11 protein-coding genes are annotated in these 16,045 nt (G+C 49.0%); 6 read left to right on the top strand and 5 right to left on the bottom strand.

Annotation, left to right across the window (positions count from 1 at the left end; genetic code table 11):
• Nucleotides 1–83 precede the first annotated feature (83 nt).
• The 4 genes from G8759_RS26890 to G8759_RS26875 all read left to right on the top strand — a co-directional run bounded on the left by G8759_RS26890 (nucleotide 84) and on the right by G8759_RS26875 (nucleotide 5,627).
• A complete protein-coding gene (locus G8759_RS26890) occupies nucleotides 84–2,033 on the top strand; it encodes a M1 family metallopeptidase (protein ID WP_167215378.1) in 1,950 nt (649 codons plus the stop codon).
• A gap of 18 nt (nucleotides 2,034–2,051) precedes the next feature.
• Nucleotides 2,052–2,543, top strand: a complete 492-nt coding sequence (locus tag G8759_RS26885; protein WP_167215375.1) for an NADH-quinone oxidoreductase subunit C — start codon at nucleotides 2,052–2,054, stop codon at nucleotides 2,541–2,543.
• Nucleotides 2,544–2,622: 79 nt separating this feature from the next.
• Nucleotides 2,623–4,308 (top strand): hypothetical protein, encoded by a 1,686-nt coding sequence (locus G8759_RS26880; protein WP_167215372.1) that lies wholly within the window; start codon nucleotides 2,623–2,625, stop codon nucleotides 4,306–4,308.
• Nucleotides 4,309–4,478: 170 nt separating this feature from the next.
• Entirely contained in the window at nucleotides 4,479–5,627 is a 1,149-nt protein-coding gene (locus G8759_RS26875) for a BamA/TamA family outer membrane protein (protein ID WP_167215369.1), read from the top strand.
• Between the two features lie 74 nt (nucleotides 5,628–5,701).
• On the opposite strand, the gene G8759_RS26870 is transcribed toward G8759_RS26875, so the two are convergent.
• Nucleotides 5,702–7,066 (bottom strand): M28 family peptidase, encoded by a 1,365-nt coding sequence (locus tag G8759_RS26870; RefSeq protein ID WP_167215366.1) that lies wholly within the window; start codon nucleotides 7,064–7,066, stop codon nucleotides 5,702–5,704.
• 93 nt (nucleotides 7,067–7,159) lie between these two features.
• On the bottom strand, nucleotides 7,160–8,560 hold the full coding sequence (gene lpdA, locus G8759_RS26865) for a dihydrolipoyl dehydrogenase (protein WP_167215363.1): 1,401 nt from the start codon (nucleotides 8,558–8,560) through the stop codon (nucleotides 7,160–7,162).
• A 217-nt stretch (nucleotides 8,561–8,777) separates the two neighbouring features.
• On the opposite strand from lpdA, the gene G8759_RS26860 reads away from it, so the two are divergent.
• Both G8759_RS26860 and G8759_RS26855 read left to right on the top strand, forming a co-directional pair.
• A complete protein-coding gene (locus G8759_RS26860; protein ID WP_167215360.1) occupies nucleotides 8,778–9,347 on the top strand; it encodes a hypothetical protein in 570 nt (189 codons plus the stop codon).
• Nucleotides 9,348–9,514: 167 nt separating this feature from the next.
• The gene (locus tag G8759_RS26855; protein WP_167215357.1) at nucleotides 9,515–11,407 is read left to right on the top strand and encodes an amidophosphoribosyltransferase; all 1,893 of its coding nucleotides are present in this window, start codon (nucleotides 9,515–9,517) and stop codon (nucleotides 11,405–11,407) included.
• Nucleotides 11,408–11,641: 234 nt separating this feature from the next.
• Here G8759_RS26855 and G8759_RS26850 read toward each other — a convergent pair whose 3' ends face one another.
• Genes G8759_RS26850 through G8759_RS26840 form a run of 3 tightly spaced genes read right to left on the bottom strand, consistent with a single transcriptional unit; the run spans nucleotide 11,642 to nucleotide 15,740 of the window.
• Nucleotides 11,642–12,256 (bottom strand): class I SAM-dependent methyltransferase, encoded by a 615-nt coding sequence (locus G8759_RS26850; RefSeq protein WP_167215354.1) that lies wholly within the window; start codon nucleotides 12,254–12,256, stop codon nucleotides 11,642–11,644.
• Between the two features lie 32 nt (nucleotides 12,257–12,288).
• Nucleotides 12,289–12,744, bottom strand: a complete 456-nt coding sequence (locus tag G8759_RS26845; protein WP_167215351.1) for a DinB family protein — start codon at nucleotides 12,742–12,744, stop codon at nucleotides 12,289–12,291.
• The gene (locus G8759_RS26840) at nucleotides 12,741–15,740 is read right to left on the bottom strand and encodes a glycoside hydrolase family 3 N-terminal domain-containing protein (protein WP_167219299.1); all 3,000 of its coding nucleotides are present in this window, start codon (nucleotides 15,738–15,740) and stop codon (nucleotides 12,741–12,743) included. The genes G8759_RS26845 and G8759_RS26840 overlap by 4 nt, the downstream gene beginning before the upstream one ends.
• Between the last annotated feature and the right edge of the window lie 305 nt (nucleotides 15,741–16,045).

Raw genomic sequence — 16,045 nt, 5'->3', positions numbered from 1 at the left:
GCATTATATTTGACTAGTTCAAATCGCATAAGTAGCAGTAACCGTCGATCTTGCCTGTTCGCCAATCCTTTCCCAGTTGCCTGATGAAACACTTCCTGACTTATCTAACTCTATGTGGTGCTGTACTGAATGGGTTTGCTCAGCCAGCAAAGACCATTTTTTCGACACCCCTTAGTCCGCGTCTGGCTAATTATCAGATTGACGTGAAACTGGACCCAATCACGAAAAAACTCGATGGGCAGGAAACCTTAACGTGGCGCAACGCATCCAGCGATGTTATTCGGGAACTGCAGTTTCACCTCTACCTGAATGCCTTTCGCAATGATCGGTCAACGTTTATGCGCGAATCGGGTGGGCAGTTGCGGGGAACCGAAATTGACCTTAGTTCGAAAGAAGATCCGTATGGATCCATCGAGGTTTTATCGATGAAAACCAAAGAAGAGCCGCTGGCCTATAAATACATCCAGCCTGATGACCAAAACGAAGACGATCACACGGTTATTCGTGTACCCTTATCGAAACCCGTTGGGCCGGGCGAGACGATTACGCTCGATATAAAGTTTCGGGCCAAGCTCCCAAAAATATTTGCCCGTACGGGTTTCAGCCGCGACTTTTTTCTGGTTGGTCAGTGGTTTCCTAAAATCGGGGTGTATGAGCCTGCCGGAACGCGTTATGCCACAAAAGGCCAATGGAACTGTCACCAGTTCCATGCTCATTCGGAGTTCTACGCCGATTATGGGGTTTATGACGTAAACATTACAACCCCGAAAGAATATTGGGTTAGTGCTACGGGGCTCTATCAGTCCGAAAAATTATTCTCAAATGGCACCAAAAAGATTCACTACCACGCCGAAGATGTAGTCGATTTTGCATGGACGGCCTCTCCTCATTTTCAGGTGGTGAATGATACCTGGAAACGACCGTCTGGTGGGGAGGTAAAGCTGGAACTGGTTATGCAGCCGGAGCATCGACACCAGGCCGAGCGACATTTGACGGCAGCGAAAGCAGCGCTGGCCTACTTTGATAAGCATTTGGGGAAATATCCGTTTCCCAATTTAACGATCGTTGATCCACCCTTGCACGCCAGTGGGTCGTTTGGCATGGAATACCCAACCTTCATTACGGCCGGCTCGGCCTGGTTTCTACCTGCCGGAGCCCGATTCCCGGAAGAGGTAACGATTCATGAATTTGGTCATCAGTATTTTATGCAACTCATAGCGTCCAACGAGTTTGAGGAAGCCTGGCTGGATGAAGGGTTTAATCAGTACTACGAGGGTCGGATTATGGACGCAACGTATGGAGTCCGGTCATCGCAGTTCGATTTGCTGGACTTTAAAATGGGCGATATGGAAAGTTCACGGTCGAGTTATGTGCATCAGGATAACCCGGCCATTGGCTCGTCGTTTGGTAATACGTGGCAACTTCCGGAGGGGCAATACGGCGTTCTGACTTATTCCAAAACGGCAACCTGGCTGAAAACACTGGAGGGATTGGTTGGTCTGCCGGTGATGGACGAAATCATGCAGACGTATTTTATTCGCTGGAAATTTAAACACCCTGATGCCGATAACTTCATTGCGATTGTGAACGAAATTGTGACGAAGCGACTTGGTACCAAATACGGGGCCGATATGAACTGGTTTTTCGATCAGGCATTATATGGCGACAATGTTGTCGACTATGAACTGAGCTCGCTCAAAAACCGGAAGCGCGATGGCCAGCAACAGGCCATCATAACGGTTCAGCGTAACGGCGATGGAAAAATGCCTGTGGATGTGCTGGTTCATTTTGACAATGGAAAAGAACTCATGTTGTTCTGGGATGGTAAAGCGCGTCAGCGGCAGTTTACGCTCACCGAAAAAGCCAGAGTTTTGTGGGCAAAAGTAGATCCGAAGCAGAAAATCTACATGGATACCGACCTGAACAACAACAGCCTCACGCTTGAACCATCATCGGCCCCGGCGGCTAAATTTGCCACTAAGTTTTTGTTCTGGATTGAAAATTGGATGCAATGGCTGGCCTGGCTGGCCTAATTTTACGCTTTTTAGATAATGACCTTCTCCGAAATAACCAGTACGTTAACTGCCCGGTTTGGTCTGGAACTACAGGCCAATACGCAAAATCTGCAACCCTATCTTACCGTTCCAGTCAGTCAGCTGGTCGAAATCTGTCAGTTTCTGCGCGATGACGACCGACTATTTTTCGATCTCCTGGCCTGTGTTACGGCTATCGACAACGGTTTGGAGGCTGATACGATGGAGGTCATTTACAACCTTACATCAATTCCCTACGAGCATAATCTGATGCTGAAAGTGGTTGTGCCGCGAAAGACGGCTGGTAACCAACTGCCATCTGTGCCGAGTGTTGCGCACATCTGGCGAACTGCCGATTGGCATGAGCGGGAAGCATTCGATCTGGTCGGTATTCAGTTTGAAGGCCATCCTGATCTGCGCCGAATTCTGTTGCCAACCGATTGGGTTGGGTATCCATTGCGCACCGATTATCAGGAGCAGGATCAGTATCACGGCATAAAGACGAAGTAAGAATCTGGCATTTTTTTGCCGAAAGTTGACATTTTGAGGGTTCAGTTAGTTATTGCTTTATCTTGTTCCTCTTGAAGCAATGGAAAACCCTTTTCGGCTCCTGATTAGCCTGCTGTTTACTGCCTGTTATTTGCTCCCAGGTCTGTCTCATGCCCAAACGGATCGCCAGTCTGTAGACTCGGTTATCGTAACGGGTCGAATCCGAAACCTATCGGCACGCCTGTATCGGGAATCCCCGACGGTGCTGGTCAGCCGAAATAATATTTTGCAGGCCAGCCGGGAATTGGTACGTCCGGCACCGTTGAATGTAGATGGTACGTTTCGGGTGTCGATGCCCCTCATCTACACGCAGGAAGAAATGTATTTTACGTATGGGCGTATCTCAACAGCTTTCCTGGCTTCAGCTGGTGCCTTAAGTATTGAACTGGATGCCGATTCGCTATTCACGGTGGCGGTGCCGTTTCGGTTTGGGGGCGTTAATGCGCAGGTAAATCAGCAATTTGCCCGTTATAAGGCCTTTGAAGCCACCTATGCCAATAAGCCGGATGGCCAAAAACTGTCGGCAAGGGTTAATGGAATGGGCGATGAAAACGCATACCGAATTATTTCGAGCGCCTATCATATGCCGTTTCTGGCCTTTGCGGCCAAAGAGAAAACATTTCCTCTCCTGAATCGATGGGTTGGCTTTACGGATCGCTACAATGCGGCCGCATTTATGTACGATAAAGCCACTTATGAAAATGAAGAATTAGATAAAGCATTGAGCGATTCACTCCGGCCAGCCCACGATCAGGTATTGACCGCTGCCCGTGCATCGGCCATGAATCGCTTCGCCAGTTATGTGACGCAACGCATTTCGGCCCAGGTTAGCAACGGCCGCTCAAATGGCCTTACGGTACGGGCTTTGTCGATTTTGCTGGAGCGTTACGGTAAAAACCTGACAGCTGAAGAAAGGCTTCGATTAAACGACTATGCCCTGAATAACTCGGCCCGCGCATCAGACCTTAAGTTTTTCGATGGGCTGGTTAAACGGAATCCTGACACATTACAGCGGCTGGTGAATTACGAGACGCTGATTCAGCGCAGTATTCGGCTGTATGATAGTTCGTCCGTAGATTACCTGGCGGCCTATTGGCTGGCTACTTCGCTGCCCGGTCTGACACTCGACTACGCCCGCTTGCTTTATGATTATGCCCGGCCGCAGGTAAACGAACCCGATCTGGAGCGATCGCTCGATGAATTGTATCGGTTGGAAGTGAAAGACAGTACCCGCATTCGGTCAGCCATGAAAACTTTACGAGATGCCGGCCGTAAGGTAAGCAGCCTGGAGATTTCGCCGGGCGTGTTTGTAACGCGCGACGATTTGGGCAGCGGCTCGTCGTTACTTGATCAGGTTATTAATGCCAACCGGGGTAAAGTTATTTACCTGTTGCTAACATCGCCTTCCGATGAAGCCGGTCGGCAAGCCGCACTCGATGCCCAGCGTTTGCGAAATTCTTATAGTTCCCGAGATTTTGCGCTGGTTTATCTGCCCATGTCGGGTAATGATAAGTCGTTATGGCCAGAGATGGCTACCCGCTATAATCTTTCGGGCGATCACCTGTTGCTGACCGATTCACAGCTTTTCGATGCCGTTGAACGGATGCGCGCCGAGGGCGAACTGTCTGTGACCATCATTAATCGGGTCGGCAAAATCGACAAACGAAACGCGCCATTACCTGGGGCGTTTGATGAAGCACGAAAGGCAATTAATAAAAATTTATAGAACGTGGATTGCTTCGGGAGCTGCAACACAGCCCTCCTAAAAACAAGTTTGGTTAACCAGTTTTTAATGATATTTTAATAATTCAAAACTATTGGAGCGATCTTCGAGTAAGACTACTGTAATTGGTTGATCAGGCCAAAGCCTTGCCAGGAATTACAAGGCGCAGTTCTATGAGCAGATCACAGAATAAAATCAAATCAGGCTTACTACTTACCACCGGGTTCCTGATAGGGCTAGTTCAGCAGTCAGTAGCCCAGAACATAGTCCAGCGGGCGTATAACCGGTTTTTTAATGATACAACTTCGGCGGCAAACCCCCATGTATCGTTCTATCCAACATTTAGTTATGCACCCGAAACTAGTTTTGAATTTGGGGTTTCGGCGCTGTATCTCTATCATGCCAATAACGACGTAACAAATAACCGTCTGAGCGAAATTCAGGCGTTTAGTTTTGTCACACTGCGCGGGCAATACGGACTGAATATCGATCATACTATTTATGGCGACCATGATCGCTGGTTTTTTCTGGGGCGGGGACGACTTCAGCGGTTTCCGTTGTTATACTACGGCATTGGCCCCGATACCAAACCCGACCATCCGGCTACGATCGATGCCTTGTCGATTCAGCTTCGGGAGCGAGCCATGCGCCGAATTGCTCCGAATCTATTTGGCGGTATCGAGATTGATTATCAGCAGCTAAGCCGGGTCGAATTCAAACAGTCGGAGACGATCACACGTGAGCTACCGTTGGGGAGTAATGGAACCACTAATCTTGGGCTGGGGGCGGGGTTTGTTTATGATAGCCGCCCTAATGCGCTGAATGCCCGACGGGGTATTTTCGCTGAACTTGCCTATCTGAATTACGGAAGATCGCGGGGAAGCTCGCTGTCGTTTTCGAATCTATCCATGGATATTCGACTCTTTCGAACCGTTCGACCCGGACAGGTATTGGCCTGGCAGACTTATGGTGTTCTGACCAGCGGCAATGTACCCTTTAACCAGATGGCACTACTGGGTAGTGAGATTATCATGCGAGGATACTATCCGGGGCGCTTTCGGGATAAAATGTACCTGGCAACACAGCTTGAGTATCGCTGGTTGCCGTTTCCATTTAGTCGACGGTTCGGGGCCTCGGTATTTGCGGCTGTAGGTACGGTCGGAGCATCGCCGGGACAGATTCAGCTTGACAAACTGTTGCCTACGGGTGGTGGCGGAGTTCGTTACTTATTGTTCAAAAAGAAAGACGTGTATCTGCGAGCCGACGTTGGCGTGACCCGCGAAGGACTGGGTTTTTATATCCTTACGGGGGAAGCTTTTTAAAAGGAAACCACCTCCCCGAAAGTGCAGAGCCAGCGAGAAGGTAGTTTGTAGGATATTAACCTGGAATCGTTCGATTACAAACCGTATTGATCCAGCAAATAGATTAATGAAGCCATTGACGCGGCTCCCAGTTCAAGTTCACGCTGGCTGACGGTTTCAAAGCGATCGACCATGGTGTGATGGTAATCGAAATAACGCTGCGAATCGGGTTTAAATCCGAACAATACGGTTCCTAGTTGAGCCAGTGGGCCAATGTCGGCACCCCCACTGCCCGCACCGATGTCTGTCAGGCCGTAGGGCGCTAACAGCGGTTTCCAGGGCATTACTTTTTCCCGTTGCGCTGGCGTTCCAACGATGCCAAAGCCGCGTGGTGTAAAGCCGCCATTGTCAGACTCGACGGCAGCAATATGTTTTTCGTTGTTTTTCTTCGCCAGATCGGCATATTGAACACCACCCCGCAAGCCGTTTTCTTCGTTCATGAACATCACGGCCCGGATGGTACGTTTTGGCTTGATCCCCAGTGTTTTCAGTATCCGCAGCACTTCAATAGACTGAACACAGCCAGCTCCATCGTCGTGGGCTCCTTCGGCCAGATCCCATGAGTCGAGGTGTCCGCCAACTACAATAATTTCATCCGGTTTTTCGCTGCCCTTGATTTCGCCAACTACGTTATACGATTTTGCATCGGGCAATGATTCGCAGTTTTGTTTGAAATAAAAGGTAAGGTTCGGATTCTCAGCCAGCGATTTACTCAACAGGTCAGCGCCGTTTGTGCTGATAGCCGCAGTCGGAATCAACGGAACGCCCGTCGCGTAGCGCATACCGCCAACGTGCGGGTAGTCATCGTGACCATTCGTCATCGAGCGGACAATGGCCCCCACGGCTCCGAGTTTGGCAGCTTCGGTGGCACCATTGGCCCGTTGCTCAACGGCTCCACCGTAGGCTTCAAAGGTGTTGATTTTGGTCGGATCCATCGGGCGATTGAAAAACACAATTTTGCCTTTGACCTTTTCGGGACTCATTGCCCGTAGTTCCGGGAAACTTTTGACTTCAATGACACCCGCTTCAACCCCTTTGGGAGCGGTCGCTACTGATCCGCCCAAGGCTGCAATCGGGACCGTGACTTTCTGATTACCGTTATGGATGAAGGCTTCTTCTTTGGCACCACGCACCCAATGCGGCACCATGACATCCTGCAAAAAGACTCGGTCGAACCCTTGCTGTTCCATTACCTGTTTGGTCCAGTCAACGGCTTTTTGCGCGCCCTCCGAACCACTCAGTCGTGGCCCAACCTGCTTGGTCAGATAGCGCAGCCACTCGTAGGATTTGCCATTGGCCAGCGCTTCGTTGTAAATCTTTCGAATGGTAACAGAGTCTGCATTTTGGGCATGGACACAGGCAACAGACAGGCTCAAAAGAGCTGTAAACAATTTCTTCATGGCTGGGCGGTTGTATTGGTTAAGGGAGCAATATACAGAAAAGCCCGGCCGCTTTCCAGCAACCGGGCGTGTTTCCTTCGTTCGCTTAACGCATCACATATTAATGGCCCGGTTGTCGGTAGCGGCAAGGCAGGCTTCTTTAAACGCTTCGGTATAGGTCGGGTGAGCGTGCGACATGCGGGATACGTCTTCGGCTGAGGCCCGGAATTCCATGGCCGTAACCGCTTCAGCAATCATATCGGCGGCACGGGCACCAATCATGTGAACACCCAGGATTTCGTCGGTTTCTTTGTGGGCAAGTACTTTCACCAGCCCGTCGACGTCCATACTGGCCCGCGCGCGGCCCAACGCTTTGAACGGGAATGAACCCACTTTATAAGGAATACCTTCCTGTTTTACTTCTTCTTCCGTATAGCCAACGGAAGCCACTTCAGGCCAGGTATAGACCACGCCGGGAATCAAACGATAATGGATGTGGGGTTTCTGACCGACAATGGTTTCGGCAATGAATGTACCTTCTTCCTCGGCTTTATGGGCCAGCATTGCTCCGCGAATGACATCGCCAAGTGCATAAATGTGCGGAACACTCGTGCGCAGGTGGTCGTCTACTTCTACCCGCCCCCGATTGTCAGCTTTCAGGCCAGCCGCTTCCAGGTTCAGACCATCGGTATAAGGGCGCCGTCCAACCGAAACCAGGCAGTAATCGCCGGTTAGTGTAATCTGTTCACCTTTAGGAGTATCAATGCTGAGAACGACTTCGTCGCCCGTGTTTTCCACTTTCGTGACTTTGTGGCTGAAGTAGAAATCGGCACCGAGTTTTTTGACTACTTTCTGGAGTTCTTTGCCGAGTGTTTTATCCATGGTTGGAATCATGGAGTCGGCAAACTCAACGAACGATACTTTGGCGCCAAGTCGTGCCCAGACCGATCCTAATTCAGCACCGATCACCCCTGCACCAATCACGATCAGATGCTTGGGTACTTCCTGTAGGGTCAGCGCTTCGGTTGACGTAATGACGCGTTTTTTATCGATGGGCATCGATGGGAACGACATGGGTTTCGATCCCGTAGCGATCACAATATTCTTTCCTTTGATGACCTGTTCAGAACCATCGGCTTTGACGATTTTCACCGTATGGGGATCAACAAACGAACCAACGCCATGAATTTCGTCGATTTTATTTTTCTTCATCAGAAAGTTGATGCCTTTGGTCGTCGCATCAACAACTTCCTGCTTGCGCTTAATCATTTGTCCCAGATCGACCTGTAAATCCGACAACTTAATGCCGTGTTCGGTAAATGTATGGGCTGCATTATAAAAGTGTTCCGACGAGTCGAGGAGCGCTTTCGACGGAATGCAACCAACATTTAGACAGGTGCCACCCAGCGAGGGGTATTTTTCGATAATGGCTGTTTTGAGTCCGAGTTGAGCACAACGAATTGCACCTGTATAGCCGCCTGGCCCCGAACCAATGATAATAACATCGTATTCCATGAAGATGATTGTTATGTCTGAATACTGGATGATAGACAATAGACAGTTGACTTAAAACGAAAGCATCCAATGCCTAAAATCTGCTATCCAACATCTATAAGTAAAGCATTATGACTGCAAATTTGGTTCAGAATTTGATTACCCAAACCGTTTTGCAAAAAAAGGTGTTGAGGATGCGATAAGGTGCTCCCCATCCGGTGCCGTTTAGTATAGATTTATGCGTTTCGTTTATTCTTGTTGCCTGTTGTTGACTCTACTGACCAGCAGTTGTACCGACTCTGTTCAACAGAATCAGCCGATAGTGTATTACGACGTTTTAGGCTTCGTCAAACGTCAGATCGCCGAACTTTCGGCTAAAAAACCACTCGTTCATAAAACGGTGGCTGTCAATAAAAAGCAGAGCCAGGAGAACAAGAACGATGTTAACTGGAGCCGCGAACTTGAATTATTTACCCAGGCTGATATAAACAAGCCTGCTCTCCGAAGTAGCTATCAGATTGTTCGGCCCGATTCGCTCACTTACCAGTACACGCTGAAAAATTCGGAGGAGCGCCTGACCGTACGATCATTAAAAGTGCGTCTGGATTCTGTGACACACCAGCCCCGGTTAATCGAAGCTGTTTTGCAGACCGATAACCCACTATATTCGTCGGAACGGCATTTATTGCTCGAAAGTGGTCCGGCTGGAGGGCAGCTATGGCGCGTACAGCACTATAAATTATCGGGCTATCAAAAGCTGCCTTATTTCGATAAAAACGAGTTTCTGGTCGAAGGTCAGGTACAGTAAAGAATCTTTCTTTTGGTCGATATTCGCTTTGTCCGTTCCCCTTCTTATATCTTTTTCTATATTTGTTCAAGGCTATTGTCGAACGAAACCCGCCAGTAGTCCGTTACCTTTTCATCAACCAATACTCAATTGCCTCGGCGATTTTTGCCGGTACAACGGTCCTTGTTATGAGCGACGCTATTAAACACGAGTGCGGAATTGCCCTTATTCGACTCCGCAAACCGTATCAGTATTACATCGATAAATACGGTACGGCTCTCTACGGCGCAAACAAACTGTATCTGCTGATGGAAAAGCAGGTCAACCGGGGCCAGGATGGAGCCGGTATTGCCAACATCAAGATCGACGTACCACCCGGTCACCGCTACATTAGCCGCTACCGATCCGTTGACCAGCGACCTGTAACTGACATCTTTGAGAAGGTAAACAAGAAATTCCGTAAAGCCCTGAAAGGCAATCGGGAAAAAGCAAAAGACGCCAAATGGCTCCAGGAAAATATCGCGTTTACGGGCGAAGTCTGGATGGGACACCTCCGATACGGCACCCACGGAGCTAACGAAATTGAAAACTGCCATCCTATGCTTCGGCAGAGCAACTGGCGGAGCCGGAACCTGGTCATGGCAGGGAATTTTAACATGACCAATGTCGAAAGCCTGTTTGATAAACTCGTTTCGCTTGGCCAGCATCCGAAGGATAAGGTTGATACCGTTACGGTAATGGAAAAAATCGGTCACTTTCTGGATGAAGAAAACCAGCGCGTTTTCGACCGGTTTAAAGGCATCTACGAAAACCCCGATCTGTCGGACATTATCGAAGATAATCTTGATCTTCAGCGCGTTCTGCACCGCTCGTGCCGTGATTTCGACGGAGGATATGCAATGGTCGGTATGACCGGTTTTGGAGCCGCATTCGTTGCCCGGGATCCCGCCGGTATTCGGCCTGCTTATTATTATGCCGACGATGAAGTGGTGGTGGTAGCCTCCGAAAAGCCCGCCATCAAAACCGCTTTCAACGCCGAATACAGCGAAATTAAAGAAGTACAGCCGGGCCACGCGCTCATTATTGACAAATACGGCGAATACAACGAACTCCAGTTTGTAAAGCCGATCGAAAAGCGGTCCTGCAGTTTCGAACGCATTTATTTCTCCCGCGCCACCGATCCCGATATCTACAACGAGCGCAAAACATTAGGTAAGCTCCTCGTTCCGCAGATTCTGAAAGAGATCGATTACGACCTCGAAAATACAGTTTTCTCCTACATCCCGAATACGGCCGAAACAGCATTCTTTGGAATGGTCGAAGGACTGGAAGAATACCTCTATAAACAGCGCAAAAAAGCCATTATGGAGGGGATTCTGTTCGAGGAAGAACTGGATCGGGTGCTTTCATTCCGGCCCAGAGTTGAGAAACTGGTTTCCAAGGACGTGAAAATGCGAACGTTCATTGCCGAAGATTCTCAACGCGATGACATGGTGTCGCATGTGTACGACACTACGTTTGAAGTCATTAAGAAGGGGAAAGATAACGTTGTCGTTGTCGATGACTCTATTGTTCGGGGTACGACGCTGGAGAAAAGTATCCTGCGCATGCTCGATCGGCTTGGCCCTAAAAAGATCATCATTGTGTCGTCGGCCCCGCAGATTCGTTTCCCGGATTGTTATGGTATCGACATGTCGAAATTTAAAGAGTTTGTCGGTTTTCGGGCCGCTCTTGAACTGCTCCGCGAACGTGGACAGGACTACATTGTCGATGAAGTGTATGCGCAGAGTGTAGCAGCCATTGAGTCGGGTAATTCGTCGCAGCAGAATTACGTGAAGGCAATTTTTGAGCCATTCACCCATGAAGAATTGTCGCGGAAGGTGGCCCAGATCGTTACACCTGCTGATCTGAATGCAGAAGTAGCGGTTGTTTATCAAACCGTAGAAAACCTGCACCGTGCCTGCCCCAATCATTCCGGCGACTGGTATTTTACGGGCGATTATCCTACACCCGGCGGTAACAACGTAGTGAATAAAGCATTTGTAAACTTCATGGAAGGTCGTTTAGTGCGGGCCTACTAACTTGTAACTGATTAGTAACTGAAAGAGACGCAATCAACTTGCGTCTCTTTTTTTGTATTATTACAATCTGATACATGCGTTGAGGAGTGGAATCTGTAGCAGCAAAGTCGGCATATGTGCAGGAATGCGGTAGTCGGTGAAGGTTGCCGGTTTTTCCTCGTTGTCAGAAGTGGAACGCATAGCAGTATTCTACAGGCAGCGTTGTCTGGGTAGATAAATCAATGTCTATTCCCGTTACTTTCTCAGCAAAAACAAGGTATGGCCTGAGTTGCCTTCTGGAATAAAATCGCTGTGCACAACTGTAAAGCCCATTGCTGAAAACCAGGATAAATAAGTGCTGGCATCCGTATGGCTCCAATACATTGATGCACCGGGTGCTATCCAGTTTTCGTCAGTGCCTGTCCATTCGTCCGTTCCAACGCTACAGAGCAAATAGCCATTGGGTTTAAGCCAGTTATACAACGATTTTAGTAAGGCTGGCTGTTCTGGTAGCGGAATGTGAATAATTGAATAGAGCGCCACGATACCACTGAACGTCTGATCCGGAAACGAGAGTGCTGTCATGTCGGCTACGGCAAACTGAGCCGCCGGAACGTTCTGCCGGGCTAGCTTAATTTGCACAGGCGACAGATCAATGCCCAGATAATCGAATTGCTGGCTAAGAATGTGGGCAGTTGGTAGCCCATCGGCGCACCCCAGTTCCAGCACTTTACTGGCTGGTGGTAAGAGCAGAGCTAAACTGGCTAACCAATTCGGGTAGTTCGTTTCGTGATCCGATTGATAGTGTTTACGATAAGCGCCGGCCAATCGATCATAACCCTCCCGAACGATGTCTTTTGGCGTTTTCATTCCCATAAAACGACTCTCAAAACTTCTGGCAGCTACTCTTCCCTGACCCAGACAATGAAGTCTGTGATGGGCGCTTCCTTCAACATCGGGCGTATGAGTTGCACTACCTGTCCCCGGTGATAAGCCGCATGATGGCTCATGTGCGTCACAATGTCGATCAGGGTGCTTTGAAATGGTTGGTCTTTAGACGTAACGTAATCAAAAGATTGTAACAATTCCGGTTCGGCAAGAGCGTTGATATAACTGACTATTTTTCGATGTTGACGCTCGGCGGTTTCGCCCATCCAGCTTACCGGAATATCCTCCCAGATGGAAACAAATGTCGTCTCTTTTGTCACTCGGCCAAACCAGACCTGTTGCGCGGATAAAATGTGCCCCATCACGGCAAGTGCCCGCGCTGGTGGATTGTCAATACCTTCTATCGCTTCAATGACACGTTGGTTCGCCCAGAGCTCGTAGTTCAGTAAGTGGATCAGGTAGTTTTTCATTGAATGCCACGTTTAACCGCCCGATATAACGCTTCAACCACGTTGGTTCGCGTGTTCAACTCGCTAATTCGATTATTGTTGCGGGTCGGATAGACGCGATTCGACAGGAAAACGTAGGCCAGATTGTAGGCCGGTTCAACCCAAATGAACGTACCCGTAAAGCCTGAATGCCCAAAACTGTCCTTAGTGGCCGATTGGGGGGCATTACCAGAGTATTTGAACGATGGTTTATCGAACCCAAGTCCGCGCCGATTGCCCAGTTCAGGGAACTGATAACGGGTAAATTCATTCATCGTTTTGGTTGAAATAAATTGCTGACCCGCATAATTGCCTTTCTGCAAATACATCTCTACTAATTTCATCAGGTCATTTGCAGTTCCGAATAAGCCCGCATGGCCCGACAGGCCGTCGAGCATGGCAGCTCCTTCATCATGAACGCGCCCCCAGATCAGTGTTTTGCGAAACAATGAATCATACTCAGTCGGCGCAATGCGATTGAGCGAATAGAAATTTCTGGGATGGTAGGTTAGCGTCGTAGCGCCCAATGGCCGATAGAAATTTGTTTTGAGGTAATCTTCGAAATTCGTTTTCGTTATTCGCTTCACTACCTGTGGATACAGAATGAACGATAGGTCAGAGTAGACATACTCTTTCTTTTCGTTCAGTGGCGAATCTTTAATTTGCTGGTAGATCGTTTTCGGGTATTTCCTGAATTCAAACAGGCTATCCGTCACTTCAATGGGATAGCGGCCGGAGCGCTCGGCTTTGAACGTTTTGGGTTTCCAGGAATCATCTTCATTTTTAGTGTCTTTCCAGAAAGCAATCCAGGCTTTCAACCGGGCCTGATGAGTCAGCACATCGCGCCATCGTAAATCGGCTTTATTCGATTTCTTGAGCCAGGGCAGGTAATCGACCATCTTACCGTCGAGGTTGAACTTACCTTCATCGACCAGCTTCATCAGGGCGGGTGTGGAGGTACTTACTTTCGTTACGGATGCCATATCGAACAGATCGTCTAACTGCGTTGGCTTAGGCTCAGCACCCAGTGATGCATCGTATGTATGTGTACCATACGCTTTGTGAAAAATAACTTTGCCATCTTTAGCCATTTGTACCACACAGCCCGGAAACGCTTTCTGGGCAAGCCCAACATTAACCAGTGAATCAACCTGTTGCATCAGGTAACGGCTATCGATGCCAACCTCTTCCGGAATCGTGTATTTCAGACGGCCAAGTGGTTTGATCGCCAGTCCATCGCCCACACGGAAGCGTTGGTTAACCGTTACGGGGAGTTTGCCCGATGCACCAATCGCGCCGAAAATCAACTGGGCCGAGAGTTCTTCGGCGTAGGTAGTCAATTGATAGGGCATCAAAATGGCCCGAGCCTGCTCGATGTTGCGGCTAGCAAGAACAGTATCGGCCGGAAAGGTCAACTTATCGAGCGCATAAACATTGCCAAAGACTGTAACCACGGCTTTGCCCGTCGCCACTAACTCACTGACCAAACCAGCGGTTTTAGACTGGAGGCCATACTTGACCGCAGGCCGAATGTTATTCAGATGCACATCGACCAGAATCAGATTATAATTTTTGAGCGAATCCCGAACCTGAGCCAGTGTCGAATCGGGGGTTTTGGAGGTAATATTGAAGTGGTCAACCAGTGTGTAGTTGGCGGCCATTTTCTGAAAAGCCGTTACCTTATCGCTTTCGATGGCTACTGATGCAATCCGTAATGTATCCAGCCGTTGCAGGGGCAACAGGTTATTGGTATTTTTCAGAACAGTCAGGCTCGCTTCGGTGAGTTTGCGGTTGAGCAGGTCATCGCTAACCGGATTCAGGTCGCTGACCAGATTATCGAGCACAATGGGTTTATATTGATTCAAACCAACCCACGCCTTCGCGCGCAACACTTTCAGACAGCGGGCGTCCAGCGATTCCTGGGTCATGCGACCGGTGGCTATTGCCTGTTTAATCTGAGCCAGAGCCGCCGGAACATCTTCGGTAAACTCCAGGACATCCATGCCCGCTTCCAGACCAAGCTCATCGGCCTGACCAGACGGGAAATATTTTGTAACGCCCTTCATGTTCATCGCGTCTGAGAAAATCAATCCCTGAAAACCCAGTTCGTTTTTGAGCAGGTTGGTGACGATGGCGGGCGAAAGCGTTGAGGGGCGGTTACGGGTTGTGTCGAGGGAGGGGATGCTCAGGTGAGCGATCATCACACCGGCAGCCCCGGCGTTGATCAACTGTTTGAACGGATACAATTCCAGCGAGTCGAGTTGCGCCCGGCTTTTATTGATCAGGGGTAAATCATAGTGCGAATCGGTACCTGTGTCGCCATGGCCGGGGAAGTGTTTCAGGCTGGTTAACAGATGGTTATCCTGCATGCCCCGCATATAGGCAAGGGCTTTGCGCGCAACCGCATATTTATCTTCTCCAAACGATCGAAAGTTAATAACCGGGTTATTGGGATTATTATTGACATCGACCGAGGGGGCAAAGTTGACATGAACACCTAACCGACGGGCTTGTTTCGCCAGATTGGCCCCCATGGTATAGATGAGTGAATCGTTGCCCTGCATGGCTCCGAGGGTCATCTGATAGGGGTAGCGAACCGTACTATCCAACCGCATGGCCAGACCCCACTCGGCGTCCATCGCAATTAAAAGGGGCACCGTCGAAAGCGCCTGTAAGCGATTGGTGAGTTTTGCCTGCCGGATTGGCCCTCCCTGAAACATGACTACTCCGCCAAGCTTGTAGGTTCTAACCAGATTGACGAGCGAATCTTCATAGGCGGGTTTTCGGTTCGAGTAGCCCGAAACCATGATCAACTGACCGATGCGTTCATCGGGTGTCAGCGTTGCAAAGACCGAGTCGGCCCAGCGGTTCTGACTGGCATTAAGTTGCAGGAAAGAAGGGGTTGTTGACTGCGAAAAAGCCTTTGTGAGAAAAATAACGTTGATGAAAGTAATAATCAGGAGCCGACAATAAGGCATGAGCGAAAAAATTGGGTCGTGAAGGGTCAAAAATACGAAAAGGTATGCTACAACACACTCCTTACGACTTGCTCTATGTGCTGGATTAATTTACTGGATGGTTTAAATCTGTATTTGTATCGCTTCTGTAAACAAAATTGCGCGGGCCAAACGAACGGTTCGACCTACACGATTTATTCACCGGCAACGAATAGCCGGTTTTTGTACCTTCTGATTTCAGGCTTACGTAAAGTGAAGGCCATTACTAGTTGGAAAAATAAAAAAATAACAAAATCTATAGGAGAAGTTTGCTTTTCTGGAAACGA

It is taken from the genome of Spirosoma aureum, from assembly GCF_011604685.1.
Taxonomy (GTDB): Bacteria; Bacteroidota; Bacteroidia; order Cytophagales; family Spirosomataceae; genus Spirosoma; species Spirosoma aureum.
The sequence above is the reverse complement of the archived record's forward strand: the minus strand, read 5'-3'. Positions and strand labels throughout refer to the sequence as shown.